This is a genomic window from Enterobacter sp. HK-058-C-ECC, from assembly GCF_047531125.1.
Taxonomy (GTDB): Bacteria; Pseudomonadota; Gammaproteobacteria; order Enterobacterales; family Enterobacteriaceae; genus Enterobacter; species Enterobacter quasiroggenkampii.
Window position 1 is genome coordinate 610,962 of sequence record NZ_JBLKCH010000001.1, and the last position, 24,188, is coordinate 635,149.

Sequence of the window (24,188 nt, forward strand, 5' to 3'; positions counted from 1 at the left end):
TTTTCCGCAGATGTACGAAAAATTGCGCTATCTCAAGCCGGGTAGCGCACGCATCCCGTAGACTTCCTCCACTGAATTATTTACCTGGTTTATATTTTCGAAGCATACCCAAGAGGTGGAGTGAGTCATGCTTAAGCGTTTCTTTGTTACTGGTACTGATACCTCTGTCGGCAAGACCGTCGTATCCCGCGCATTGCTGCAGGCGCTGGCAGCAAGCGGTAAACGCGTGGCAGGGTACAAACCGGTCGCAAAAGGGAGTAAAGAGACGCCAGAGGGATTGCGTAATAAAGACGCCCTGGTGCTGCAAAGCGTCTCGTCACTGGAGTTGCCTTATCATGCGGTCAATCCCATCGCGTTAAGCGAAGAGGAGAGCAGCGTGGCGCACAGCGGCCTGATTAATTATCCCCTGTTGTCCGACGGCCTGGCGAACCTGAGCGAGAAGGTGGATCACGTGGTGGTCGAAGGGACGGGCGGCTGGCGCAGCCTGATGAACGACCTGCGCCCGCTGTCGGAATGGGTGGTGCAGGAACAGCTTCCGGTAGTGATGGTGGTGGGGATCCAGGAAGGGTGCATCAACCACGCGCTGCTGACGGCGCAGGCGATTGCCAATGACGGCCTGCCGCTGATGGGCTGGGTGGCCAACCGCATCAACCCTGGCCTCGCGCACTATGCGGAGATCATCGACGTGCTGAGCGCTAAACTGCCCGGACCGCTGGTGGGTGAGCTGCCTTATCTGCCTCGCGCCGAGCAGCGCGAGCTAGCGCAGTACATCGATCTCTCTGCCCTCGGTGGCGTGTTGACCGTAGACAGAGTCGTGGCGTAACGTCCGCGACAGCACGGACGCCAGCACGCAGGCGACCAGCAAACCGGGCAGTAAAAAATACTGTCCGGTCATTTCACAGACCATCAGCGCCGACATAATGGGTGCATGCGTGGTCGCGGCGAGTAGCGTTGCCATCCCTGCCAGCCCCAGCAAAATTGCCGTCTCAGAACCCGGCAGCCACAGCGCGAAAAGCTGTGCAAACAGCATGCCTGTCGCCATGCCGACAAACAGCGTCGGCGTGAACACCCCGCCCGGCGCGCCCGACCCGCTGCTCGCCAACACTGCCAGCAATTTACAGATGAACACCCCGGCAATCACCGACAGCAGCGGCGGCGCGAGTAGAAAAGCCTGCACCACGCTGTAGCCGTTCCCCCACACCTTCGGCGTCAGAAGAGACAGCAGCCCGACGATCGCACCGCCGAGCGCCAGCTGCCACGGCGGCGAAAGTTTGAGGCGCAGGAAAAGACCGTGGCTGAACGCCATCAGCCACATCAGCAGCGGCCCGCATAGACCCGCCACCAGCCCCATCGCGACCAGCAGGGCATAATCGGCCGCGGTGAGGATGCCGCTCAAATGGACCGCGTAGAGCGTGCCGGCACCCGGTGCCAGGAGCTGCGTGGTGAGAAGCGCCACCACCGCCGCGATAACCACGGGCCCGAGCGAGGCCAGCATCAGGGTGCCAAACAGAATCTCCGCAATGAAAAGGCTTCCGGCTAACGGAGCGTGGTAGGCGCTGGCCATCCCGGCCGCGGCGCCGCAGGCGATCCATAACTTCCATTCGGATTTGGGCGTAAAGCGCCGGGCAAAAAAGGAGGCGGCGAGGGCAGCAAGCAGGATCATCGCCCCTTCACGCCCGATGGCGCTTCCGCTGGCCACGACCAGCAGCGAGGCAAGGGATTTCACCAGGCTGGCGCCGTAATCAAACTGGCCGTCGCCGGTCTCCAGCGCTTCCATATAATCGGTGGGGGCATGAGGCCGCTGGGCGGTCAGCCGTTGCCATCCCCAGAGCAACAGTCCGGCAGCCAGCCCGCCCAGCGCGGGCGTCAGCGCGCGCCGCCAGGGTGAGAGCGAGGCGGCGGCATTCACCAGGCTGCCGCTGTCGTTGCTGAGAAGCAGCCACTCCAGCAGATACATGCTGTGGCGGAACACCGCAACGGCCAGCGCGGCCAGCACGCCGGTGACGATGGCAATCAGCAGTCGGCGAAACATCGCGCGGATGTCGGGGTACGTATGAAGACGTTGCATGAGTCGCGAGTAAACGGGGACGATACAATATTGTGGCGGCAAATCGCGGGGTTAGCAAAAGGTATGCGTGCGAAAAAGCCGGGCGATGCCCGGCCAGAAAGGTTAGCTGTCGCTATGAATATTCAGCGCCCGACGCGTACGCCCTGAACTGAGATACTCGGCAATATAGTCCTGAGAAATCTCGCCGTTGTAGCGCCCGTCCTCATCCACGATCGGCATCCAGCTGGTGTTGCTCTCATACAGGCGTGACAGGACCACGCGCAGGTTGTCTTCCGCTTTGCCGGTCATGCGGAACGGATGCAGGATGTCGGCGCAGGTTCCGCTGGCGTTACGCGCTTCGCGACGCTTCACAAAGCCCAGCGGTTTGCCGTGTTCGTCAACTACGGTAATCGCGCGAATATCGTTATCATCCATGGTCGCAAAGGCTTCAGGGAGCGGAGTAGAGCCCCGCACCGTAATGGTCGGTTGCTGGTCGGTGACATCGCCCGCCGAGACCAGCAGCAGGCGCTTCAGCGTGCGGTCCTGACCGACAAACGAGCCGACAAACTCGTTCGCCGGTTTCGCCAGCAGTTCATCCGGGCTGGCGCACTGCACGATTTTCCCCTGACGGAACACCGCAATACGGTCACCGAGCTTCAGGGCCTCGTCGATATCGTGGCTCACCAGCATGACGGTTTTTTTCAGCTTGCGCTGCATCTCCAGGAACTGGTTCTGGATCACCTCGCGGTTAATCGGGTCCACCGCGCCGAAGGGTTCATCCATCAGCAGTACCGGAGGATCCGCCGCCAGGGCGCGGATCACGCCGATGCGCTGCTGCTGGCCGCCGGACATCTCACGGGGATAGCGATTCAGGAACTTATGCGGATCCAGCGCCACCATGTCCATCAGCTCTTCGGCGCGGGTTTTACAGCGCGCTTTATCCCAGCCCAGCATGCGCGGTACGACGGTGATGTTCTCTTCGATGGTCATGTTCGGGAACAGGCCAATCTGCTGGATCACGTAGCCGATGTTGCGGCGCAGGGTGACGGTGTCCATACCGCTGGTGTCTTCGCCGTTAATCAGGATCGTCCCGCTGCTTGGGGTAATGAGGCGGTTAATCATCTTCAGGGTGGTGGTCTTCCCGCAGCCGGACGGGCCGAGCAGGACGCACATTTCCCCTTCGGGCACGTTCAGGTTGACGTTGTCGACGGCCTTAAAGGTCTGGCCGTGCTTCTGTGAAAAGTGTTTGGTGAGGTTTTCCAGTTTTATCATTATCGAATCCCCTTTGGAGTCAGAACCACCTGCAGACGGTGCAGCAGCCAGTCGAGCACAATCGCTAAAAGACAAATCATCAGCGCGCCCGCGATCAACATGCGGATATCACTTCCGCCGATGCCGTTGAGCAGCAGCAGGCCCAGACCGCCGGCGCCGATCACCGCGGCAATCGCCATCACGCCGATGTTCATCACCACGGCGGTGCGGATCCCGCCGAAAATTACCGGCAGCGCCATCGGGATTTCGACCCAGCGCAGGCGCTGCCAGAAGGTCATGCCGATACCGCGTCCGGCTTCACGCAGGGCAGGCGGCAGGCTGTCGAGCGCCGTATGGGTGTTACGCACAATCGGCAGCAGCGAGTAGAGAAACACCGCCGTGATCGCGGGCAGGGCACCAATCCCCTGACCGATCAGCGAAAACAGCGGGATCATCAGGCCAAACAGCGCAATGGAGGGAATGGTCAGCACGATGGTGGCAATCCCCAGCACCGGCGTTGCCAGCCACTTGTGGCGAACAATCAGAATGCCGAGCGGGACGCCGATGAGAATGGCTAAGCCCACGGCCAGCGCCACCAGCCACAGATGCTGCAGCGTCAGGGTTAACAGGTAGTCCCAGTTGTCCAGAATGTAGTGAATCGTCTCCATAGCGCCTCCTACAGCAGCTGTTTGCTACGCAGGAAATCACGGGCGACCTGCTGCGGTGACTGATGGTCGATATCCACCTTCTTGTTCAGTTCGGTGATAACGTCGTTGTTGAGCTGGGCAGAGAGGGTGTTGAGCGCCTCTTCCAGACCGGGGTTGGCCTCCAGCGTGTCCTTACGGACCACCGGGGTGACCGCATAGCTCGGGAAGAAGCCTTTATCATCTTCCAGCACCTTGAGGTCGAAGCCTTTCACGCGCCCGTCGGTGGTGTAAATCAGCCCGGCGTCGACGAAGCCGTCGCGCACCGCGTTATAGACCAGGCCCGGGTCCATCTGACGGATCTGCGGGCGGTCCAGGTCCATCTTATAGGCGGCCTGAAGCGGCTTCATGCCGTCGCTGCGCCCGGCAAATTCAAGGTCTAAGCCCAGCAGCCAGTTTTTGTCCGGGTTGGTTTTACGGATCTGCTCAATCTTCGCCACCATCTCCGACATGGTGTTGATATGTTCCGCTTCGGCGCGCTTGCGCTGCATGGCGAACGCATAGGTGTTGTTCATGTCGGCGGGCTTGAGCCAGACCAGACCGTGCTTCGCGTCCAGACGTTTCACCGTCTCGTAAGACTCCTGGGGCGACATGCGCTTGTTGATGTGGTTAAAGATGATTAATGACGTGCCGGTGTACTCCCAGGTCATGTCAATCTGCTTGTTGATCATCGCGTTACGGGAAATCACCGTGGCGATATTGGTTTGCGGCTGAACCTGGAATCCTTTCTTTTGCAGGTACTGCACGGTCATCGCCGAGAGAATATGCTGCTCGGTAAAGCTCTTGGTTGCCAGAATCAGCGGGGCCGCCATCGCCTGGCTGGTGAACAGCGCCGCGGCACACAGCGCCGCCAGGCCGGGTATCAGTCTCATAAAAGCTCCTTGTTATTGTTATCGAGCGAGATGGGGACTCATCACGCGACCCAGCGCCGCCAGCAGGGTATCGAGGATCAGGGCGAACAGGGCAGTGGCCGCCGCGCCGAGGATCAGGGTCGGGAAATCGTTCAGATAAATGCCGGGGAAAATCAGCTCGCCGTAGCTGCTGGCACCAATCAGGAACGCCAGTGGTGCGGTACCGACGTTAATGGCGGTGGCGATGCGGATCCCCGAGAGCATCACCGGCCAGGCGGCAGGCAGCTCAACCTGGCGCAGACGCTGCCATTTGGTCATACCAATCCCGTTTGCCGCTTCCAGCAGCGACGGTGGGACCGAGCATAGCCCGGCATAGGTATTACGCACGATCGGCAACAGCGAGGCGAGGAACAGGGCGATGATGGCGGGCGTATCGCCGATGCCGATCACCACCATCGCCAGGGCTAGCACGGCCAGCGGTGGCAGCGTATTGCCGACATTGAAGATTTGCATCACATATTCAGCGATACCCCGCGCGGCCGGGCGGCTCAGCAGAATGCCAGCCGGAATACCCACCAGCAGGGCAAAGAACATTGATGAGAAAACCAGAATCATATGCTGTTGCCCGAGATAGATCAGGTCAACCTGTCGCGCTCTGAGGGTCTCCAGCCCGATCCCCCAGACGAGGAGGGCGAGAACCACGATAATGGCGCCGACAAACAGCAGCGAACGTTTGAGTAATGGGTGCATTGCGGTGTGTCTCCCTGTGCGCATGCGTTATAGCAACCACCGGTTGCCTGTTGTTATGCCATGTTTCGGCAGGGGTAGATGACCTATAGCAAGCGTTTGGGAAGGGTTCCAGCGAAGGGGGAAAATCAGTAACCCTATGAAACTAGTGGCAACCTGAGGTCAGGCCTTATGGCGTAAGGCCTGATTGTGGGGCGGGCAGAATAGTCCTAAAGAAGAGATTTGAATGTGACGTTGTCACGAATAATACACCGCATTCCCGGTGACGCGGCGCCGTAATTACGCTGCACCGGGCTCTTTTGATTTCCACTCTTGCCAGATGTTCTCGAGTCCCTTCCGGTATGACGTAACGGTGAACGCAGGGAAATGCTCTTTAAACTTCGTCGAATCAAACAGGTTGTCAGCCTCGTACCGGGGCAACAGCTCGCGCATTTCGCGCGCGCCTTGCGAAAACAGCGCCGTCGCGGCGAAGGCCAACTTGCCGAGGACGGAGTAGTCCGCTGGCTGTCCAAAGACCTCACAGGCGAGAGTGACGAACTGCTGGTACGTCAGCCTTTCATCGCAGCAGGGCAAGTGCCACGTCTGCCCGTAGGCCTCAGGAGTATTGCCCAGCAGAGCGAGCGCGCGACTGGCATCCGGCGTCCAGATGAGGGTGCGAAGCGTGTCGTCACGCACCGGAACGCGCGGACGCTTATGCTGCTTCAGCCTGTCGATAATGAGCGTATTGGTGAAGCTCTGCGTTTTCTCAGGCCCGTAAAACTCCGGCGCCCGACCGATGAGGACGGGAATGTCGCCCCGTTGCATTTCGTCAAGCACCCGGTTTGCCATCAGGGCGCGCACGTGGCCTTTCCGCCCCCGGGGCGCAAAGCGCGTCTCTTCGGTTTGCGGCACGTTACTCTGGGGGTACATATAGGTGTTGTCGAAATAGACGAATTTTGCCCCCGCCTTACGCGTGGCCTCCAGGGCATTGTCCAGCATGGTCGGAAAATGACGCTCCCACAGCGCGGAATCAGGCGGCAGACCGACGGTAAAATAGACCGTATCGCTACCGTTAATTGCCACTTGCGTCTGCTGCGCATCCAGGAGATCGGCTGCAACCGTGCTATCGCTGGCGTTGACTTTCTGCGGATGGCGGCTGACCAGCCTGATCTCGTCGGTATATTCGCGTTTAAGCTCGCGGGCAAGTTCACGGGCAATTTGCCCGCTGGCGCCCAGAATAGTGTGCATTTTAGCTCCTGATGAGATGACGATCCGGTTGACCGCATAAAAAGTTTAAGCTTAAAGTTAACTTTAAGGTCAATATGCCAGAGCGGACGAAATGAAAATTGGCGAGCTGTCGAAAATGACGGGAATTACCCCGTCGCGCATTCGGTTTTATGAGGCGGAAGGCTTACTGCCGCGACCCGTCAGGCAGGGGAACGGGTACCGTACCTATTCCGCTGATGCGGTTGCGCTGCTGAACATTATCGACAATGCACAACGGACCGGGTTCACCCTTGAGCAAATACGGCGCTTCTTGCCGCAGCCGCAACAGCGCTGGGATCATGAGGGACTGATCCAGTCCCTGAAGACACGCATTGCTGAAATAGAGGCGATGCAGAAGCAGCTGGAGGAAAACCGAAGGGAGCTGCTGGACCTGGTCACGAGTATCACCCACAGGCCGGAGGGCATCACCTGTGATGACAACATGCAGCGCCTGCTGGGGCAGTTGCAACCCTCAGACGCCAGCGCGAACCCGTCGAACCCTCGACGAGACGGTGATAATTGAGACGGTGGCGACAACCGCGAGTATCAACCCCAGCGCCAGCATAGCGTTGAAGCCAATCCATCTGAACAGCAGCAGCCCCGCAATACCGCCCGTAATGAACGAAAACAGGGTGGTTAAGTGGGTTTTTAGCTGACTTTTTTGCGCCGCCGTATCTTTGGAGTAATCCCGGCGCAGCATCGCCACCATGACGGAGGCCAGGGAAATCCCCGCGTCCGTTAACGTACCGGTAATGTGCGTCGATCTTACCCGTCCGCCGGAAAGCTGCGTGGAGGTGGAATTATGAATGCCCATCAGAAAGCAGAGAAAAAGAATAATTTCGCGATTGCTGGTGAGCGCATAGAAATACATTTCGTAGAAGGAAACGCCGGTCAGTAATATCCCCTCGACAAAAAGGATCTGGCAAAAAACCAGCCTGACGTTATGGATAATACCCCATATGACGATCGTGCGCGCAATAATGGCGCCAGCCACAAAAGAGAGAATTATCGAGCCGAAGAAAATAATATCGCTCAGATCGGTAGAAGAAACTTCGCTGGATAACTGTGAGGTGTTGCCGGTCATGTGTGAGGGGAAAAAACCAAATGCCCCGAGGGCGATGGCGTTCAGCAAACCTGCTGAGGTCGCCAGCCAGAGAGCAAGCCGGCGATCCTCCTGATGCGTTCGTTCTTTCTTGAGTTTAATCAGCAAGAATACCTCCGGGTTGAGCTTTGCCTGACTATTCAGGCTAGCAAAGCGGTGCAACGGGCTGTCCAGGATATGGCTTAATTATTATTCCCTCTGACGACAATCAGGGTTTCGTAATTAAAAAAACAGCCTCGTTGCGGTATTCATTCAGGCATTGAGTTTTACACCATGCCGTTATTGCCGTGACGCAAAAATGCCGGACGCTGGTTAAGGCGCTCGAACCAGGCCTCAATGGCGGGCACGTCTGGCTTATCAAACGGCGTCATTTTCCAGCGATTCACCGACAGCCCAAGCACCACGTCAGCGAGGGTAAACGTCTCGCCCGCCGCAAAGGCCCCGGTGCGCTGTAACTGGTTTTCCAGAATGGTGATGCAGTGGTTCCACTCTTTGATTCCTGCCGCAATGCGCTCGGGGTCGTTAAAGGCCGGGTTTTTACGCCCCAGCGCCGGGAAGACATAGCGCCAGGCGTTGTTAAATTCAGTGGCCTGCCAGTCCATCCAGCGCTCAACGTTGGCGCAAGCCTGCGGTGCGGCAGGCAGCAGATCGTGGCGTTCGGCCTTGCGCGCCAGATAACGGCAGATGGAATTGGACTCCCACAGCACGAAATCGTCATCAATCAGCACTGGCACCATGGCGTTGGGATTCAGGGCGCGGAAGGCATCCGTTTCCGTTGAGGCAAAACCACTGCCGTAATCTTCCTGTTGATAGGCTATGCCTGCTTCTTCGCAGGTCCAGAGTACTTTTCGAACGTTGATGGAGGTGGTTTTGCCGAGGATGGTGATCATTGCGCAGGTGTCCTTTAATGGATGTTATTGTTTAAAAACAATACACGAACGGTGAAGAAAAGCGTCAAAAAATCATCCGGCGCGTTATTTGTGAAGACGCGAAAGCAGAAACGTTAGCGCTGCCGCAAAGAGGAGCACTATGCCACTCAATGCAAACGTGCTCTGCCAGCTATAACGATCGAACGCTATACCGCCCGCCGTTGAGCCGAGCGCAATGGCGAGCTGGATCACCGCGACCATAAGTCCACCGCCGGCTTCAGCATCCTTCGGCAGCGTTCGCGCAATCCACGTCCACCACCCCGTCGGCGCTGATGTTGCCAGCATCCCCCATAGGCCTGACAGCAGGGCCACAATCCACACGTTATGCCCGGCGAGAATCAACGCGACTGCGATGGCCGCCATCAGTAGAGGGATCGCGATCAGCGTTATGTAAAACGCGGCATTAAGCACCAGGGCAACGAAAAGGGTGCCCACAAAACCTGCAACGCCTATGGTGAGCAAAATCAGCGACAGCCCGGCTCCGCTCACCCGGGTGACGGTTTCAAGGAACGGGCGCAGATAGGTAAACAGCGCAAACTGCCCCATAAAGAACAGGCCGCAGGCCAGCAGACCAACGGAAACGGCAGGCTGGCGGAATAACCGAAAAACACTTCCTCGTGATGTACCGTTTTTACGCGCGTTCATGTCAGGCAGGCTTAAACACTGCCAGATGAACGCGACTATCGCCACGGGCACCAGACAAAGAAATGCGCCGCGCCAGCCAATAGTGGCCCCAAGATAGCTGCCAAGCGGGGCGGCCACCACCGTTGCCAGCGCGTTACCGCCGTTGAAAATGGCCAGCGCGCGCGCAACCTTATGCGGCGGAACAAGGCGAATGGCCGTTGCGGCAGACATGGACCAGAACCCGCCTATAGCGATACCGATCAGCGCGCGGCCTGCCATGTAAACCAGATAGTTTGGGGCGAAAGCGATAATCATCCCCGAGAGCGCCATCAGGAGCGTCATGCCCAGAATAAGGTGTTTGCGGTTTATATTCCCGGCAAGCCGGGAAAGGAAGAGGCTAGTCAGCACCGCCAGCGCGCCGGAAATCGCGATCCCCTGGCCAGCGAGACCCTCCGTAACGCCCAAATCTCTGGCAAGGGGAGTAAGCAGGCTGACGGGCATAAATTCCGAGGCAATCAAGACAAATACGCACAGGGTCATGGCAAAAACGCCACTCCAGTGTGCATGCTCTGTGTTCTGTGATGTGGTGCGGCTGCGGCTCAGTGTAGACATAGTCAGATTTCACAAAGAGCCACCCGTACAGGGCGGGTGGCGTAGAGGTTTATTTCAGGTTGGTTTTGAAGAACTGCTCAAACTGGCCGAAGGGGATCTTCCCGGCAGCATTATCGTAGAGATCGACATGGTTTGCGCCCGGAACAATCACCAGTTCCTTCTGCTTGCTACCGACCGCTTTAAACGCATCTTCAGCAAAGTAGCGGGAGTGTGCCTTTTCACCGGTTACGATAAGCGTTGGGATAGTAATTTCCCCGGCGTAGCTCAGCAGCGGCATATTCATAAATGATAATGGCGTGGTCGCGGTCCACGCGCCGGTGGAGTTGACGGAGCGCGCATGGAAGCCGCGCGGCATACGGTAGTAGTCAAAGAACTCTTTGAGTACCGGATTCGGGTTGTCAGGTAACGTCTCCGGCAGAATACGTTCAGCTGCCGTCACCTTACCGTTCTCATCGACATAAATGTCATGGCCGCCGTGCGCGAAGGTACCGTTCTCAGCATCTTTCCAGCGCTGTGCGTTCAGATACTGCAGAACGGCACGGCGGTCAGACGTTGAATAGCGATCTTTCCCGTCGCCCACGCCGTGGCCCATCGCCCGGCTCATGTCATACATCACGCTGGTGGCGACCGCCTTCACGCGGGTGTCCATGGATGCTGCGTTGAGCGCCATACCGCCCCAGCCGCAGATGCCGAGAATACCAATGCGGTTACGATCAACCTCTTTCTGCAACCCGAGGAAGTCCACCGCCGCGCTAAAGTCTTCGGTGTTGATATCCGGAGACGCTACGTTGCGCGGCTGGCCACCGCTTTCGCCCGTATAGGACGGATCGAACGCCAGGGTCACAAACCCATTTTCTGCCAGGGTTTGCGCATACAGGCCGCTGGACTGCTCTTTGACCGCGCCAAATGGCCCGCTGACCGCAATCGCCGCCAGCTTGCGGTCGCCGCGGTTTTTGGGAAGATACAGATCGCCTACCAAAGTGATCCCGTATCGGTTCTGGAAGGACACCTTACGGTGATCGACTTTGTCACTTTCGGCGAAGGTTTTATCCCATGTGCTCACCATCGAAACAGGCGCGTTTGGGTTGGTGGTTTCTGCATAACTCATTGTTGTCACTCCACTTAATGATGCACATAGCAGCATCGCAACGGACAGTTTTTGGGTAAATGTTTTCATAGAAATGAACCCTGGGTTGTTGTGTTGCGGTCATTATAGTTAGCAGAAATAGTGCTGATTAGAGGGCGAAAGCTGCTAGGATTCATATCATATTGTTATAAATTGGCGGGAATGATGGCGAAACGGGAAAACTATAATGAGCTGTACCTGTTCATGCAGGTGGTACGGGAGGGGAGCTTCACGGCGGCCGCGCTTCGGCTTGGGCTGGCGCAATCCGGGATCAGCCGCTCGGTTCGCGAGCTGGAAGAGCGATTGGGCGTCCAACTTCTGGTCCGCACCACGCGCAAGCTCTCGCTCACCCATGCCGGGGAACAGCTTTATCAGACCGCCGAGTCTGCATTCGATACGCTCGATACGGGTCTGGCGACTCTGGCACACTATCGTCAGACGCCGTCCGGCACGGTGCGTATTAATGCCAGCCAGCACGCTATCGATAAGTGTCTGCTGCCAAAGCTCGCCATTTTTAAACAGCGTTACCCGGACATCAGGCTGGAACTGATGAATGAAAGCCGCTTCGTCGACATTATCGCCGAGCGGTTCGATGCGGGTGTCAGACTGGGGCCGGAAGTGGGGCAGGGAATGATTGCAGTGCGTATCACGCCTGATATGGAAATGGCCGCGGTGGCTGCCCCGGAACACTTCAGACGCTACGGTTTTCCGCAGACGCCAGCCGATTTAGTGGCTCATCCCTGCATTGCCTACCAGTTTGCCGACGGTAGTGACTATCAGTGGGAACTGGTGCAGGACGGGAAAAAAATCATCCATCGGCCAGAGGGGCAATGGGCGCTGTCTGACAGCTACATGGAAGCCGAGGCCGCCCGGCTGGGGCTTGGGCTGGCCTATGTCCCGGTGGAGCTGGTGGCTGACGATCTGGAGCGCGGAACGCTTATCCGGGTGTTGCAGCGCTATAGCCTGCGCATGGACGGGTTGTATCTCTATTATCCGCACCGCAACGTGTCGCCTGCCCTGAGGGCTGTGATCGATACGCTGAAAATTTAGGGCGGCATAACATGACGAGAGCGGACATTCAAACTGCCCGCCGGTGAGCGATGACTAAAAATAAATCAGGACCGCTGTGGTGAGGCAAATTTTGCAGCAATCATTTCAGATGTGGGCTGTATTCCCCCAAGACTCCACTGTTCCGGTTCATGCTCGTCAATACGGATCCATACTGAACGCCGGAATTCAGGATCGCCGTTTCCCTCAATTTCAACAATAAGGTCAGTCATACGACGTAGCAGTTCTTTTTTTTGCTCCGAATTCATAATTCCTTTAATGGTTTGCACATTTACGAAGGGCATTGTATTCTCCTTAAATAACTGAGTCTTTAAATCATACTCAGGTTACGAGGCAAACGAAGAGATGTCAAAAAATAAATCATTACCGTACTTATTACCTGAGCTTTGTGGGTTAGCGGCGGCCGCTGAGCTTCTTGGCGATCAATGGGTTTTGTTGATTCTGAGAGAGGCGTTTTATGGGGTAACACGCTTTGAAACGATACGGGATCATACAAAAATCACCAGGCAGACGCTGGCGAACCGGTTAAAAAAAATGACTGAACTCGGCCTGCTTTGCAAAATCCCTTATCAGGAAGAAGGGGCGCGTGAACGGTATGAGTATGTTCTCACCGCCAAAAGCCGCAGCCTTGCGCCGATTCTTTTCTCTTTGATGGAGTGGGGTCATAAAAACATACTGCACGACGCACCGCATATTGCGTTAACAGACAAAGAAAGTGGAGAAGTGGTTAATAGCGCCTATGTTACCGCCGACGGTAAGTTCGTTGACCCTAAAAACGTTCGGTTAACGTTTCACGACAACCAATACTTAGCCGCCATGCCCCAGGCGCCTGACCATACTGACGCTTAAAGCTGCGGTTGAAGGACTGCCGGGAGTCAAAGCCCAGCGAGAGCGGTGATTGATACCCTTAAAATTTAGGGCAGCGTTGTCATTCTGGAAGGCGCCTCGCAAACCGCAAAGTAACCTTATGAAATTCAGCGTTATGTCTTTTCCCCAACGGGTCGCGGTCGTAAAGTGCCTGCGTTGCGGCACATCCGCAATCGGGCGTAGGAACCCGCATCTACAGAGCGATATTTATATGTCGCGACAGCGCCGATCTCGTTAAAATTGCGGTGGCGCTGACGGAGCAGCCGCAAGGCTGGCCGTTTTCTCTGTGGGCGGTATTCCTACCTCTGTCAGCGCTACCCCCTCGAGCGTAGGAACTCATCGGGTGGTTCACCCAATTTATACACTGAGGATGCCTTACGATGGCGACTATCCCAACCCTGACTTACCTTCCATCTGACGAAAACGTCATTCTGCAACGTATCTCCCGACCGCTTCCGGCCGATGCCGATCTTTTTGTCGTCGCCGACAACTGCGCCGCGCTGGTGAGCGTGCTGGTCGAAACCGATGATGTCGCGAGGCGTACTGCGCTGTGCGAGCGTCTCCTTCAGGCCATGCGCAGGCTGCGTGAACTCTGTGATGTCGATCTTCCGCCATACCTGATTGAACAGTTGATCATGGGTGAGAAAACCAACTCCTGCGTGCCCGACTGCTGGCAGGACACCTTAACGCAGGTGAATTATGTTCTGGCGCTGACGCAAGCCGTTATGGGTGGAACGCTACCCGCTCACGTAGCGAAAGAGCTGACGGGCCTGCTGCACGATATGGTGTGGCTGCTGGCTGAGTTTGTGAAGGAGCCGCGCATTACTGCGCATTAAGGGGCTGGCGGGGAGGGGCGGCAGCGCCCCTTTGAAGCCGTGATTAACGCGATCGATTCCCGGTATCCAGAAGCGATGTACCGTAGGAGTTGTCGATAGTACAAAGCCAGCGACCGTCGCTTTCCTGCCGAAAAACATAGGTCGCGCGGCGCGACATTTCCGTAATTCCACCCTGACCATCAGGAAAACGCAGAACGGTTTCCATGATAACGAGGGCATTGCCGCCACCTTCGATCACCTGCATCTCTCCTTGTTCCACAATCAATTGGTCCTGGAAATAATCCGAGATGGCAATAAACGCGTTGCGGATGTTTTCTTTGCCTGTAACCGTCATGCCGGGCTTAACCACCAGAGTCGCGTCTTCGGCGTAGTATTCCATCAGCGCGTCATAGTTTTTGGTGGTGATGGCGCGATCGCAGGATTCGATGATCTGGTGTAGCGGATGTGGGGTCATGCGCGATTCCTCGTTGGTGGGGGGAACGTGTATTAACGTAACAGTCTGGTGTGTTTGTATAGCTACCAGGTTTTATGGCTGGTGGCGTTGAGGGGGAAGAGGTGTGGGAGGTAATGTTAGGTTTGCTAAGAGCGAAAAGCTGACCTTGAATTTTAAAAACAGTTAAGCATCAAAATATCAATCAGGAAAAAGCCTGCACTCAAGGGAAGAGCAAAGAACAAGGGCGTGGGGCTAATAAGCCATTTGTATGCGAATATTTAATATTCACAAGACCATAGATAAGCGCGTGAAAATAAGAAATACCTTCCCGGTGGATCTGCCGGGAAGGTACAGGTTCACACTACTGGTGACCAGAGATCATAGTTCAATGTAAAGCTGCTGCCATCTCGTACAATCTTACCAGTGGTTGGCAGGTTAAAATGCATCCCGCTAACGGCCAGATTATCACTCGCGGCACGGTCAAGCAGTCTGCCCCGGACGGCAGCAGCGGCCACAGGATCGCTGTCGAAGGCGATAGTGACATCAGGCTGAGCGACCTGGACATGCGGGAAATGAACGATATCGCCCCAGATGAGCAGGGAATCTTTATCATCGCCCAGCAGATATCCGCTGTGGCCCGGTGTGTGACCAAACAGTTCAACGGTCTGGATCCCCGGCAGGATGGCTTCCTCACGGAAAGGTACTAGTTTGTCGTCGTACGCGTTAAAAGCGTTTTTAGCTACCTCAAAGAACGGCCTGAACGCATCAGGTGCGCTGGCTGAAATAGTTTCATCGCGCCAGAAAGCGAGTTCTTTTTCATGAACAAAAAGCTGTTGGACATTACGGAACACTGGAGTCTGGAGAGGACCGGCAAGGCCACCAATATGATCCGGGTGCGCATGTGTCAGTAAAATGGTATCGATAGCGAGCGGGTCAATACCTGCGGCAGCCAGAGCAACCTGAAGCCGACCGCCCCACCCATTGATACCGCCAGCACCGCTGTCTACCAGGATAGTGCGCTCAGGGGTCTGAATAACATATACGTTGATATTAATACGAGGCAATGCAGGTGCACCACGCTTCTGGAGTAACTCCTCCGCCCGGGAGCCATCAATACCAGACAACAACTCAAAAGATACGTCCAGAAAACCATCACTAAGCATAGTCACAGTCATATCGCCCACTTTTTTTCGATTAATGGCCGGTGCCTGCCAGTTGTGTTGTGAAATCATGTGTTACTCCGCTGCGATGAAGGTATTACAGAAAATAAACCGATTGGTGAATGCAACTCTCTCATAGTGGGTTTGGGGTTTACCCAACTACTACAACGATTTTGCCAACCTGTCCATTTGCTTCCATATAGCGCTGTGCATTTGCAATATCTTGAAGCGGGAATGTTTTATCAATGACAGGTTTCAGTTTGCCGGAACGTAATCCTTCGGTGACGAAGGATTTTGCGCGTGCCATTTTTTCTGGGGCCGTCGTGATTTCAAACAGCTCGTATCCACGGAGTGTGAGATGCTTACCGAGAATATCAAAGACAGGCACAAGCATGTCGCGGCTGTCGAGCGCCCCGTACTGGAAGAACATACCTTGCGGTGCCATCACCTGGGTCAGTTTTGCCACGTCCGGACCACCGACAGGATCAAAAACAATATGCGCACCCATGCCATCTGTCGCATGATTTATTTCCGCAACCATATCCTGCTCAGCAGTAGCTATAACTGTGGCGGCACCAGCTTTAAGAAGCATTTCGCTTTTTTCGGAAGTCCGGGTAAGCGCAATAGGTTTAGCACCCAGCATGTTAGCTATCTGTATGGCAGCCAGGCCTACACTGCTTGATGCAGCACGGATAACAACATTCTGACCAGCCTGAAGGTTGCCATATTCAACCAGCGCGCCATATGCAGTGACATACATCATCCAGCTTGCCGCTGCCTCCTCGAAGGATAGATTTTCAGGATGCTTCACCACAGCATTTACCGGAGCATTCACCAGTTCGCCGTACATGCCGTATTCATTAAACATAAACGAAGGGATAACGCTGACTCGATCTCCGTTAACAAACCCTTCAACATGCTCACCAACGGCCTGCACTACACCCGAGGCCTCGTATCCCAGGCGTGCCGGAAATTCCGGCTCAATGACATACTGACCGTTGCGGTACATTATTTCTGCACGGTTAAGCCCAATAGCATGTACGCGAATCTGAACTTCACCCGCTGCTGGTGCGGGCACCTCCACATCGACTATTTCCAGTACTTCCGGACCACCGGTACGGTTAAAGGTAACAACTTTAGACATATTCAGCTCTCGTCAGTTAGCAGCACATCTTCAGAATATTGTTGAAGACATGCCCGATTCATTTACTGACAATCTACGCTGCTACACACGTACCAAAAATAGCTGACAGGGAACTTCAGTATTAATTATCTGTTAATAATCTCTGCTTTCAGCGGATCTGCATGGTCAGAACTTCACTGAACCAGTCGATAAAGACCCGAACTTTTGGAGAAAGATAGCGCCTGTCCGGATACATCACCGACACGGGCTTGGATACTGAAGGGTACTGCGGAAGAACTTCTTCAAGAGCGCCGGAAGCAATATGGGGAGCGAGGGCGTCAAATGTGGCCTGGATAATACCTAAACCGGCCAGTCCACAGGAAAGCAGAATATCGGAATTATCAACCAGCATATTGCCCGCAGGGCGCAACGACACAACGTTTCCGTCCTTGATAAACTTCCATTCCATCACGTCACGACTGTGTTCGCTGAAAAAGTTTATCGCGCGATGCTGGCCCAGATCCGTAAGTGTTTCCGGTCGTCCATGTTGTTGCAGGTATGACGGGGCTGCACAGGTAACCATCCTGATGACACCAAGACGTCTGGAGATAAAACTTGAATTCTGAAGCTCGCCCAGGCGGACAAGACAGTCCACACCTTCAGCGATCAAATCGGTTTTTTTGTCCGATGAAACCAGTACGACGTCAATATCAGGATATAGTGACTGGAAATGTTTGAGATTAGGGATCAGTATGGCGTGTGCCAGCGCCAGCGGGACATCAAGCCTGAGACGCCCCCGGGGGGGAAGGGTCGGTGAAAAACTAGCCATCATGTCATTCACTTCGGCCAGCACATGCCTGGCATGATGATAAAACTCATCTCCTTCATCAGTAATGTTAAGCTTGCGGGTTGTGCGATGAATCAGTTTTACACCCAGATCATGCTCAATTTGCTGTATCGCTTTGCTTACGGTCGGACGATGGATTTGAAGCACGTCAGCGGCTTTGGAGAAACTACCCTGCTCAACAACCTGGATGAAAATATTTAGATATTCAATCATGTTGGTGTGCACGTGATCACCTGGCTCTATTTAGGCTGTTTGTGGTTTGTATTGTAAAGTAAACAATTCCGATGGGCATCAAGTTAAGAAATTTATGGCTTTCAAAATGTCCGCTTCTGGCACAAAGTGGACCGCACCAGTAACAAAAATTACCCTGTTTCATTTCCATAATCCACCAGTGCGCCACTTCCATAAGCAATTCAGAAGCGTCATTTTTATTAGCAAAAAAAGCATAAAACGAAAGCCCAGCATCGCTTCCCTTAGAGGCAATTTTTGCATCACAGATCCTGATGATCTTTTCCTTCATTCCTTGCCGCACGCCATCTCCTTTACGCTTTTCATGTTCAGGATAAAAAAAGCCGCAAGCAGAAGTCTGCTTACGGCTACAGGATCGTTAATAACGTTTTCTGACAATCAGGCCGCTTTCACAGCCCTGATCTTTTTCGTGTCAGCCGCGTCGGATTCTGTTTTATCCGCTGCAGCTGGAGCAGTGAGATCGGGAAGCTTGCTGGTACGCAGAATATGCTGCACGGTCTCTTTCTGCTCGGCGAGATACAGGCCAAGATTTTCAGCCTGCGTTTCATCCATCTGCATTCCGCTTTGCAACAGCCAGTCGGTGAACGCGTCGGCCATATCAAGCAGCTTGTCGTGAGCGTCAGCCTCTTTCTTACTGGCAAATGTCATTTTCTCTTCACCTTTTCTTACGACAACAAATTTTGTTTCAACAGCCATCGTGCACCTCGTTATACTGTATTTATATACAGTATAACAGCAACAGATCGATGTTGCAGCAAAATATGCATTACTGGCGAAGCTGCTGTGTTTCCGGGCCACCCATACTGCGTCGCCATGCCCCAGGCGCCTGACCATACTGACGCTTGAAGCTGCGGTTGAAGGATTGCTGGGAGTCAAAGCCCAGCGCGATCGCCACGTTCAGAATCGGTTCATCGCTGCGGGATAACCGCTCAACCGATTTTTGCAGCTTTTGCGCGCGAATATACCCGGCGAGGGGATAGCCCGTATGCTCTTTGAACAGGCGCTGGAGGTGCCATTTCGAGTAGCCGGAACGCCTGGCGACGGTCTCAATGTCCAGTCGGCTGTCCAGGTTGTTGTCGATCCAGTCGAGTAAATCATGCATAAATGCGCCAGTGTTCATCTGGTTACCCCCACGCAGCGGATGAAAAAGTATCTTTGTCTGTTGCATTTAAAGGTGGCGCGTTTTTGCAGTAATTGCAAGTTTTATTGTTGCATTTAAATCCCTGACCGAAACGGGTCTTTTCACATCCACTCAAATAGCACATAAAGTGCAACAATTATTCTTGCACTTAGTTAAGCGCCTTCCTACAATCGCCGCGAATAGTGTATTCGCAACTGTTACAGTTTTGTGGCGATGAACGACACAAATGGCCTTAAGACAGCCCCCGGACAAAGGAAGTGGCGCGGTGCCTCCTGCTGCGTCTTGCCCGGTGGCGACAATTATCGGAATAAAAATAATGAGCCTGCAAAAAACCTGGGGTAATTCTCATCTGAGCGCGCTGGGGGCAATGTTGCTCTCCGTGCTGCTCGTCGGATGCGATAACAGCGTCGCGCAAAATGCCGCGCCACCTGCGCCTGCCGTGAGTGCCGCTGACGTGGTGGTGAAATCGATTAGCCAGTGGGATAGCTTTAACGGCCGGATTGAAGCGGTGGAGAGCGTTCAGCTGCGCCCGCGCGTGTCCGGCTACATTGACAAGGTGAATTACACCGACGGCCAGGAAGTGAAGAAGGGCGAGGTGCTGTTCACCATTGATGATCGTACCTATCGCGCCGCGCTGGAACAGGCGCAGGCGAACCTGGCGAGAGCCAAAACGCAGGCCAGCCTCGCGCAAAGTGAGGCTAACCGTACCGATAAGCTGATCAATACCCATCTGGTCTCACGGGAAGAGTGGGAGCAGCGACGTTCGGCTGCCGTTCAGGCGCAGGCCGACATTCGCGCCGCGCAGGCGGCGGTTGACGCAGCCCAGCTCAACCTGGACTTCACCAAAGTGACCGCGCCTATCGATGGTCGCGCCAGCCGGGCGCTGATCACCAGCGGGAACCTGGTGACTGCGGGCGACACTGCCAGCGTCCTCACCACGCTGGTCTCGCAGAAGACGGTGTACGTCTACTTTGACGTGGACGAGTCAACCTATCTTCACTATCAAAACCTGGCCCGCAGCGGGCAGGGGGCGTCCAGCAATCACACGGCGCTGCCGGTTGAGATTGGCCTGACGGGCGAGGAGGGCTATCCCCACCAGGGCAAAGTGGATTTCCTGGATAACCAGCTTACGCCGAGCACCGGGACCATCCGCATGCGCGCGCTGCTGGATAACTCCCAGCGTCAGTTCACGCCGGGACTGTTTGCCCGCGTACGCCTGCCGGGCAGCGCGGAGTTCAAAGCTACGCTTATCGACGACAAGGCGGTGCTGACCGATCAGGATCGTAAATACGTCTATATCGTGGATAAAGAGGGGAAAGCGCAGCGTCGCGACATTACGCCGGGACGTCTGGCAGACGGTTTACGCATTGTGCGGCAGGGGCTGAACCCTGGCGACAAAGTCATCGTCGAGGGTTTACAGAAAGTGTTTATGCCGGGTATGCCGGTTAACGCCAAAACCGTTGCCATGACCGCCACCAGCGCCCTCAACTGATCCCTTGACCTGAGAATCCAACCCATGGACTTTTCCCGCTTTTTCATCGACAGGCCGATCTTTGCTGCCGTCCTGTCGATTCTGATTTTTATCACAGGGTTAATCGCCATCCCGCTATTGCCGGTGAGCGAATATCCTGACGTCGTGCCGCCAAGCGTGCAGGTGCGCGCGGAGTACCCGGGCGCCAACCCGAAAGTGATTGCCGAGACCGTGGCGACACCGCTGGAAGAGGCGATCAACGGCGTTGAGAACATGATGTACATGAAATCCGTCGCGGGCTCGGACGGCGTGCTGGTGACCACTGTCACCTTCCGTCCGGGGACTGACCCCGATCAGGCGCAGGTTCAGGTGCAGAACCGCGTCGCGCAGGCCGAGGCGCGTCTGCCGGAGGACGTGCGGCGTCTGGGCATTACCACCCAGAAGCAGTCGCCCACGCTGACGCTGGTGGTGCATCTGTTTTCACCCAACGGCAAGTACGACTCGCTGTATATGCGCAACTACGCCACGCTGAAGGTGAAGGATGAGCTGGCGCGCCTGCCCGGCGTCGGCCAGATCCAGATTTTCGGCTCCGGCGAGTACGCGATGCGCGTCTGGCTGGATCCAAATAAAGTGGCGGCGCGCGGTCTGACCGCCTCGGACGTGGTCACGGCGATGCAGGAGCAAAACGTACAGGTCTCCGCCGGTCAGCTTGGCGCCGAGCCGCTGCCGAAAGAGAGCGATTTCCTGATCTCCATTAACGCCCAGGGCCGTCTGCATACCGAAGAAGAGTTTGGCAATATTGTCCTGAAAACAACGCAGGATGGTACGGTCGTCCGCCTGCGTGACGTGGCGCGGATTGAAATGGGCTCCGGGAGCTATGCGCTGCGTTCCCAGCTGAACAATAAAGACGCGGTCGGGATTGGTATCTTCCAGTCTCCGGGGGCGAACGCCATCGATCTGTCTAACGCGGTGCGCGCGAAAATGGACGAACTGTCCACGCGCTTCCCGGCAGACATGAAGTGGGCGGCACCTTACGATCCGACGGTCTTCGTGCGTGATTCGATCCGTGCGGTGGTGCAAACGCTGCTGGAAGCCGTGGTGCTGGTCGTGCTGGTGGTCATTCTGTTCCTGCAAACCTGGCGCGCGTCGATCATTCCGCTGATCGCGGTGCCGGTGTCGGTGGTGGGTACTTTCAGCATTCTCTACCTGCTGGGCTTCTCGCTGAATACCCTCAGCCTGTTCGGGCTGGTGCTGGCCATCGGTATCGTGGTGGACGACGCCATCGTGGTGGTGGAAAACGTCGAGCGAAATATCGAAGAGGGGCTTGCACCGCTTGCGGCTGCGCACCAGGCGATGCGTGAAGTGTCCGGGCCGATTATCGCGATTGCGCTGGTACTGTGCGCGGTGTTTGTGCCGATGGCGTTTCTGTCGGGCGTTACCGGCCAGTTCTACAAGCAGTTTGCGGTGACGATCGCGATATCTACGGTGATTTCAGCGATTAACTCGCTGACGCTCTCTCCGGCGCTGGCGGCACTGCTGTTAAAGCCGCACGGCGCGCCGAAAGATTTCCCGACCCGGCTTATCGATCGTCTGTTCGGCTGGATTTTCCGTCCGTTTAACCGCTTCTTCCTCCGCAGCTCAAACGGCTATCAGGGACTGGTGGGCAAAACGCTGGGACGACGCGGCGCGGTATTCGTGGTTTATCTGCTGCTGCTTTGTGCCGCAGGCGTCATGTTTAAAGCGGTGCCCGGCGGGTTTATTCCGACGCAGGACAAGCTTTACCTGATCGGCGGCGTGAAAATGCCGGAAGGCTCTTCGCTGGCCCGCACCGATGCGGTGATCCGCAAAATGAGCGAAATCGGGATGAATACCGAAGGCGTGGACTATGCGGTCGCGTTTCCGGGACTGAATGCGCTGCAGTTCACCAACACGCCGAATACCGGGACGGTCTTCTTCGGCCTGAAGCCGTTCGACCAGCGTAAACATTCCGCGGCGGAAATTAATGCGGAGATTAACGCGAAAATCGCGCAAATCCAGCAGGGCTTTGGCTTCTCCATCCTGCCGCCGCCGATTTTAGGGCTGGGTCAGGGGTCGGGCTATTCCCTGTACATCCAGGACCGCGGTGGTCTGGGCTATGGCGCGCTGCAAAATGCGGTGAACACCATGTCCGGTGCAATTATGCAGACGCCGGGGATGCATTTCCCGATCTCAACCTACCAGGCTAACGTGCCGCAGCTGGACGTGCAGGTTGACCGCGATAAGGCGAAAGCGCAGGGCGTGTCGCTGACCGATCTTTTTGGGACGCTGCAAACCTATCTGGGCTCGTCGTACGTCAATGACTTCAACCAGTTCGGACGTACCTGGCGCGTGATGGCACAGGCCGACGGGCAGTTCCGCGACAGCGTGGAAGATATTGCGAATCTGCGCACCCGTAACAGCCAGGGCGAGATGGTGCCGATTGGCAGTATGGTGAACATCACGACCACCTACGGGCCGGATCCGGTGATCCGCTACAACGGCTACCCGGCGGCGGACCTGATTGGCGATGCCGACCCGCGCGTGCTCTCATCAGCGCAGGCGATGACGCAGCTGGACGCGATGTCTAAGCAGATCCTGCCGAACGGGATGAACATCGAATGGACGGATCTGAGCTTCCAGCAGGCCACACAGGGCAACACGGCGCTGATCGTCTTCCCGGTCGCGGTGCTGCTGGCATTCCTGGTCCTGGCGGCGCTGTATGAAAGCTGGACGCTGCCGCTGGCGGTGATCCTCATCGTGCCGATGACCATGCTCTCGGCGCTGTTTGGCGTTTGGCTGACCGGGGGCGATAACAACGTCTTCGTGCAGGTGGGGCTGGTGGTGCTGATGGGGCTGGCCTGTAAAAACGCCATTCTTATCGTGGAGTTTGCCCGCGAGCTGGAAATTCAGGGTAAAGGTATCATGGAGGCCGCGCTGGAGGCGTGCCGCCTGCGTTTACGCCCGATTGTAATGACCTCCATCGCCTTTATTGCCGGGACCATTCCGCTGATCCTCGGCCACGGCGCGGGCGCAGAAGTACGTGGCGTCACCGGGATTACGGTGTTCTCCGGTATGCTGGGGGTGACGCTGTTTGGTCTGTTCCTGACGCCGGTGTTCTACGTGACGCTGCGTAAGTTCGTCACGCGTGGGAAGAAAGAGGAAAGGGACGTGCTGCCCGCGTAGGGACGTTGCTGATAATAAAAAACCGCCTTCACAGTGAAGGCGGTTTTTTTTCGCATCAGGTAAAACGTTAAGACGTTTTTTGATACTGGGCGATGAGGTCGGGGAGCGGATCCCAGCCGCTGCTGTCGGCGTTTTTCACCGCTTCCAGGGCACTTGCTACGGTATGGCGGGCCAGTACCGCTAACGACGCCTGCTCGGCCTCTTCGGAAATTGATTTAAAGTACCAGCACGCGTTAGCGCTGACCACGCAGCGAGCCGGTACGTCAGGGCGCGACGCCCACAGCTTTTTATCTTCGATGACCGACAGGTAGATGTCGCGCAGGGTGATCTCTTCCGGCGGGCGACCAAGATGAATGGAGCCGTTACGGCCAAGCGTTGAGACGATAATGCCGTCTCGCGTCAGCGGAACCATCAATTTGCGGATGAAGCTCGGGTTCGCTTCCAGGCCATAGGCCAGAATCGCGCTCGTCGAACGTTCACCCAATTGCTCCGCCATCGCTACGCTGAGAACCATCTGCAAAGCTGTCGGGAAGCGGTAATCTAACATTTCTCTG

Annotated in this window: 25 protein-coding genes and 1 pseudogene; 7 read left to right on the forward strand and 19 right to left on the reverse strand. The window is 55.9% G+C overall.

The genetic code is table 11. The annotated features are described in order from the left end of the window. The first annotated feature begins 127 nt into the window (after positions 1 to 127). Entirely contained in the window at positions 128 to 823 is a 696-nt protein-coding gene (gene bioD / locus ACMWJS_RS02990; RefSeq protein WP_045910385.1) for a dethiobiotin synthase, read from the forward strand. On the opposite strand, the gene clcB is transcribed toward bioD, so the two are convergent. The 6 genes from clcB to ACMWJS_RS03020 all read right to left on the reverse strand — a co-directional run bounded on the left by clcB (position 758) and on the right by ACMWJS_RS03020 (position 6,827). Continuing rightward, positions 758 to 2,068, reverse strand: a complete 1,311-nt coding sequence (gene clcB / locus ACMWJS_RS02995) for a voltage-gated ClC-type chloride channel ClcB (protein WP_414746561.1) — start codon at positions 2,066 to 2,068, stop codon at positions 758 to 760. The genes bioD and clcB overlap by 66 nt on opposite strands. A gap of 102 nt (positions 2,069 to 2,170) precedes the next feature. Next, positions 2,171 to 3,319, reverse strand: a complete 1,149-nt coding sequence (gene osmV, locus ACMWJS_RS03000; protein ID WP_045353850.1) for an osmoprotectant ABC transporter ATP-binding protein OsmV — start codon at positions 3,317 to 3,319, stop codon at positions 2,171 to 2,173. Beyond that, on the reverse strand, positions 3,319 to 3,966 hold the full coding sequence (gene osmW / locus ACMWJS_RS03005; protein WP_414746562.1) for an osmoprotectant ABC transporter permease OsmW: 648 nt from the start codon (positions 3,964 to 3,966) through the stop codon (positions 3,319 to 3,321). Before osmW ends, osmV begins: the two co-directional genes overlap by 1 nt. An 8-nt stretch (positions 3,967 to 3,974) precedes the next feature. Beyond that, positions 3,975 to 4,874, reverse strand: coding sequence for an osmoprotectant ABC transporter substrate-binding protein OsmX (osmX, locus tag ACMWJS_RS03010; protein WP_414746563.1), 900 nt, complete (start codon positions 4,872 to 4,874; stop codon positions 3,975 to 3,977). 18 nt (positions 4,875 to 4,892) lie between these two features. Further along, a complete protein-coding gene (gene osmY, locus ACMWJS_RS03015; protein ID WP_025911451.1) occupies positions 4,893 to 5,603 on the reverse strand; it encodes an osmoprotectant ABC transporter permease OsmY in 711 nt (236 codons plus the stop codon). A gap of 276 nt (positions 5,604 to 5,879) precedes the next feature. Beyond that, positions 5,880 to 6,827 (reverse strand): NAD-dependent epimerase/dehydratase family protein, encoded by a 948-nt coding sequence (locus ACMWJS_RS03020; RefSeq protein WP_111966786.1) that lies wholly within the window; start codon positions 6,825 to 6,827, stop codon positions 5,880 to 5,882. A 91-nt stretch (positions 6,828 to 6,918) separates the two neighbouring features. Between ACMWJS_RS03020 and ACMWJS_RS03025 the strand changes: the two genes are divergently transcribed. After that, positions 6,919 to 7,368: a MerR family transcriptional regulator gene (locus ACMWJS_RS03025; protein ID WP_045910390.1), complete on the forward strand. Its 450-nt coding sequence runs from the start codon at positions 6,919 to 6,921 to the stop codon at positions 7,366 to 7,368. Here the strand turns inward: ACMWJS_RS03025 and ACMWJS_RS03030 are convergent. The 4 genes from ACMWJS_RS03030 to ACMWJS_RS03045 form a co-directional block, all read right to left on the reverse strand. Then, positions 7,318 to 8,055: a YoaK family protein gene (locus tag ACMWJS_RS03030; RefSeq protein WP_111966784.1), complete on the reverse strand. Its 738-nt coding sequence runs from the start codon at positions 8,053 to 8,055 to the stop codon at positions 7,318 to 7,320. The genes ACMWJS_RS03025 and ACMWJS_RS03030 overlap by 51 nt on opposite strands. Positions 8,056 to 8,213: 158 nt before the next feature. Then, positions 8,214 to 8,837 (reverse strand): glutathione S-transferase family protein, encoded by a 624-nt coding sequence (locus ACMWJS_RS03035; RefSeq protein ID WP_167213030.1) that lies wholly within the window; start codon positions 8,835 to 8,837, stop codon positions 8,214 to 8,216. A gap of 84 nt (positions 8,838 to 8,921) precedes the next feature. Continuing rightward, positions 8,922 to 10,112 (reverse strand): MFS transporter, encoded by a 1,191-nt coding sequence (locus tag ACMWJS_RS03040; RefSeq protein ID WP_414746564.1) that lies wholly within the window; start codon positions 10,110 to 10,112, stop codon positions 8,922 to 8,924. A gap of 49 nt (positions 10,113 to 10,161) precedes the next feature. Next, positions 10,162 to 11,289, reverse strand: a complete 1,128-nt coding sequence (locus ACMWJS_RS03045; protein WP_134866384.1) for an alpha/beta hydrolase — start codon at positions 11,287 to 11,289, stop codon at positions 10,162 to 10,164. A gap of 114 nt (positions 11,290 to 11,403) precedes the next feature. Between ACMWJS_RS03045 and ACMWJS_RS03050 the strand changes: the two genes are divergently transcribed. Continuing rightward, positions 11,404 to 12,288, forward strand: coding sequence for a LysR family transcriptional regulator (locus ACMWJS_RS03050; protein ID WP_252073641.1), 885 nt, complete (start codon positions 11,404 to 11,406; stop codon positions 12,286 to 12,288). A 65-nt stretch (positions 12,289 to 12,353) separates the two neighbouring features. On the opposite strand, the gene ACMWJS_RS03055 is transcribed toward ACMWJS_RS03050, so the two are convergent. Beyond that, complete coding sequence (locus ACMWJS_RS03055; RefSeq protein ID WP_032674674.1) at positions 12,354 to 12,590, reverse strand: tautomerase family protein; 237 nt, start codon at positions 12,588 to 12,590, stop codon at positions 12,354 to 12,356. Between the two features lie 61 nt (positions 12,591 to 12,651). Here ACMWJS_RS03055 and ACMWJS_RS03060 point away from each other — a divergent pair, with 61 nt between their 5' ends. Both ACMWJS_RS03060 and ACMWJS_RS03065 read left to right on the forward strand, forming a co-directional pair. Further along, on the forward strand, positions 12,652 to 13,155 hold the full coding sequence (locus tag ACMWJS_RS03060) for a winged helix-turn-helix transcriptional regulator (protein ID WP_262764068.1): 504 nt from the start codon (positions 12,652 to 12,654) through the stop codon (positions 13,153 to 13,155). Positions 13,156 to 13,553: 398 nt separating this feature from the next. Beyond that, complete coding sequence (locus tag ACMWJS_RS03065; RefSeq protein ID WP_414746565.1) at positions 13,554 to 14,009, forward strand: hypothetical protein; 456 nt, start codon at positions 13,554 to 13,556, stop codon at positions 14,007 to 14,009. A 43-nt stretch (positions 14,010 to 14,052) separates the two neighbouring features. Here ACMWJS_RS03065 and ACMWJS_RS03070 read toward each other — a convergent pair whose 3' ends face one another. From ACMWJS_RS03070 to ACMWJS_RS03100, 7 genes and pseudogenes are all read right to left on the reverse strand, one after another. Beyond that, a complete protein-coding gene (locus ACMWJS_RS03070; RefSeq protein WP_414746566.1) occupies positions 14,053 to 14,463 on the reverse strand; it encodes a YybH family protein in 411 nt (136 codons plus the stop codon). Positions 14,464 to 14,798: 335 nt separating this feature from the next. Beyond that, positions 14,799 to 15,674 carry an MBL fold metallo-hydrolase gene (locus tag ACMWJS_RS03075; protein WP_414746567.1) on the reverse strand — a complete coding sequence of 292 codons (876 nt, stop codon included), beginning with the start codon at positions 15,672 to 15,674 and terminating at the stop codon, positions 14,799 to 14,801. Positions 15,675 to 15,753: 79 nt separating this feature from the next. Beyond that, entirely contained in the window at positions 15,754 to 16,746 is a 993-nt protein-coding gene (locus ACMWJS_RS03080) for a zinc-dependent alcohol dehydrogenase family protein (RefSeq protein ID WP_414746568.1), read from the reverse strand. A gap of 148 nt (positions 16,747 to 16,894) precedes the next feature. Further along, positions 16,895 to 17,785, reverse strand: a complete 891-nt coding sequence (locus ACMWJS_RS03085; RefSeq protein ID WP_414746659.1) for a LysR substrate-binding domain-containing protein — start codon at positions 17,783 to 17,785, stop codon at positions 16,895 to 16,897. Between the two features lie 145 nt (positions 17,786 to 17,930). Continuing rightward, positions 17,931 to 18,104 (reverse strand): annotated as a pseudogene (locus ACMWJS_RS03090) (DUF6500 family protein); the annotation flags it as partial. Between the two features lie 95 nt (positions 18,105 to 18,199). Next, the gene (locus ACMWJS_RS03095) at positions 18,200 to 18,517 is read right to left on the reverse strand and encodes a YebG family protein (protein WP_047174883.1); all 318 of its coding nucleotides are present in this window, start codon (positions 18,515 to 18,517) and stop codon (positions 18,200 to 18,202) included. Positions 18,518 to 18,587: 70 nt separating this feature from the next. Then, entirely contained in the window at positions 18,588 to 18,941 is a 354-nt protein-coding gene (locus ACMWJS_RS03100; protein WP_196346236.1) for a helix-turn-helix domain-containing protein, read from the reverse strand. A gap of 337 nt (positions 18,942 to 19,278) precedes the next feature. Here ACMWJS_RS03100 and ACMWJS_RS03105 point away from each other — a divergent pair, with 337 nt between their 5' ends. Together ACMWJS_RS03105 and oqxB are read left to right on the forward strand one after the other, a co-directional pair. Beyond that, positions 19,279 to 20,454, forward strand: a complete 1,176-nt coding sequence (locus ACMWJS_RS03105) for an efflux RND transporter periplasmic adaptor subunit (protein WP_023292563.1) — start codon at positions 19,279 to 19,281, stop codon at positions 20,452 to 20,454. Positions 20,455 to 20,478: 24 nt separating this feature from the next. Next, positions 20,479 to 23,634, forward strand: coding sequence for a multidrug efflux RND transporter permease subunit OqxB (oqxB, locus tag ACMWJS_RS03110; RefSeq protein ID WP_021241210.1), 3,156 nt, complete (start codon positions 20,479 to 20,481; stop codon positions 23,632 to 23,634). Between the two features lie 67 nt (positions 23,635 to 23,701). Here the strand turns inward: oqxB and ACMWJS_RS03115 are convergent, their stop codons facing one another. Next, the gene (locus ACMWJS_RS03115; protein ID WP_025760257.1) at positions 23,702 to 24,181 is read right to left on the reverse strand and encodes an RrF2 family transcriptional regulator; all 480 of its coding nucleotides are present in this window, start codon (positions 24,179 to 24,181) and stop codon (positions 23,702 to 23,704) included. Positions 24,182 to 24,188: the final 7 nt, after the last annotated feature.

Bases quoted from the DNA above. Each gene is read 5' to 3' on its own strand.
- ACMWJS_RS03020 (WP_111966786.1), bottom strand. From the start codon at position 6,827: ATGCACACTATTCTGGGCGCCAGCGGGCAAATTGCCCGTGAACTTGCC.
- ACMWJS_RS03075 (WP_414746567.1), bottom strand. From the start codon at position 15,674: ATGATTTCACAACACAACTGGCAGGCACCGGCCATTAATCGAAAAAAA.
- ACMWJS_RS03025 (WP_045910390.1), top strand. From the start codon at position 6,919: ATGAAAATTGGCGAGCTGTCGAAAATGACGGGAATTACCCCGTCGCGC.
- osmX (WP_414746563.1), bottom strand. From the start codon at position 4,874: ATGAGACTGATACCCGGCCTGGCGGCGCTGTGTGCCGCGGCGCTGTTC.
- ACMWJS_RS03040 (WP_414746564.1), bottom strand. From the start codon at position 10,112: ATGTCTACACTGAGCCGCAGCCGCACCACATCACAGAACACAGAGCAT.
- ACMWJS_RS03095 (WP_047174883.1), bottom strand. From the start codon at position 18,517: ATGGCTGTTGAAACAAAATTTGTTGTCGTAAGAAAAGGTGAAGAGAAA.
- ACMWJS_RS03105 (WP_023292563.1), top strand. From the start codon at position 19,279: ATGAGCCTGCAAAAAACCTGGGGTAATTCTCATCTGAGCGCGCTGGGG.
- ACMWJS_RS03080 (WP_414746568.1), bottom strand. From the start codon at position 16,746: ATGTCTAAAGTTGTTACCTTTAACCGTACCGGTGGTCCGGAAGTACTG.
- clcB (WP_414746561.1), bottom strand. From the start codon at position 2,068: ATGCAACGTCTTCATACGTACCCCGACATCCGCGCGATGTTTCGCCGA.
- bioD (WP_045910385.1), top strand. From the start codon at position 128: ATGCTTAAGCGTTTCTTTGTTACTGGTACTGATACCTCTGTCGGCAAG.
- ACMWJS_RS03035 (WP_167213030.1), bottom strand. From the start codon at position 8,837: ATGATCACCATCCTCGGCAAAACCACCTCCATCAACGTTCGAAAAGTA.
- ACMWJS_RS03065 (WP_414746565.1), top strand. From the start codon at position 13,554: ATGGCGACTATCCCAACCCTGACTTACCTTCCATCTGACGAAAACGTC.
- oqxB (WP_021241210.1), top strand. From the start codon at position 20,479: ATGGACTTTTCCCGCTTTTTCATCGACAGGCCGATCTTTGCTGCCGTC.
- ACMWJS_RS03050 (WP_252073641.1), top strand. From the start codon at position 11,404: ATGGCGAAACGGGAAAACTATAATGAGCTGTACCTGTTCATGCAGGTG.
- osmW (WP_414746562.1), bottom strand. From the start codon at position 3,966: ATGGAGACGATTCACTACATTCTGGACAACTGGGACTACCTGTTAACC.
- ACMWJS_RS03100 (WP_196346236.1), bottom strand. From the start codon at position 18,941: ATGAACACTGGCGCATTTATGCATGATTTACTCGACTGGATCGACAAC.
- osmY (WP_025911451.1), bottom strand. From the start codon at position 5,603: ATGCACCCATTACTCAAACGTTCGCTGCTGTTTGTCGGCGCCATTATC.
- ACMWJS_RS03070 (WP_414746566.1), bottom strand. From the start codon at position 14,463: ATGACCCCACATCCGCTACACCAGATCATCGAATCCTGCGATCGCGCC.
- ACMWJS_RS03045 (WP_134866384.1), bottom strand. From the start codon at position 11,289: ATGAAAACATTTACCCAAAAACTGTCCGTTGCGATGCTGCTATGTGCA.
- ACMWJS_RS03055 (WP_032674674.1), bottom strand. From the start codon at position 12,590: ATGCCCTTCGTAAATGTGCAAACCATTAAAGGAATTATGAATTCGGAG.
- ACMWJS_RS03115 (WP_025760257.1), bottom strand. From the start codon at position 24,181: ATGTTAGATTACCGCTTCCCGACAGCTTTGCAGATGGTTCTCAGCGTA.
- ACMWJS_RS03060 (WP_262764068.1), top strand. From the start codon at position 12,652: ATGTCAAAAAATAAATCATTACCGTACTTATTACCTGAGCTTTGTGGG.
- osmV (WP_045353850.1), bottom strand. From the start codon at position 3,319: ATGATAAAACTGGAAAACCTCACCAAACACTTTTCACAGAAGCACGGC.
- ACMWJS_RS03085 (WP_414746659.1), bottom strand. From the start codon at position 17,785: ATGATTGAATATCTAAATATTTTCATCCAGGTTGTTGAGCAGGGTAGT.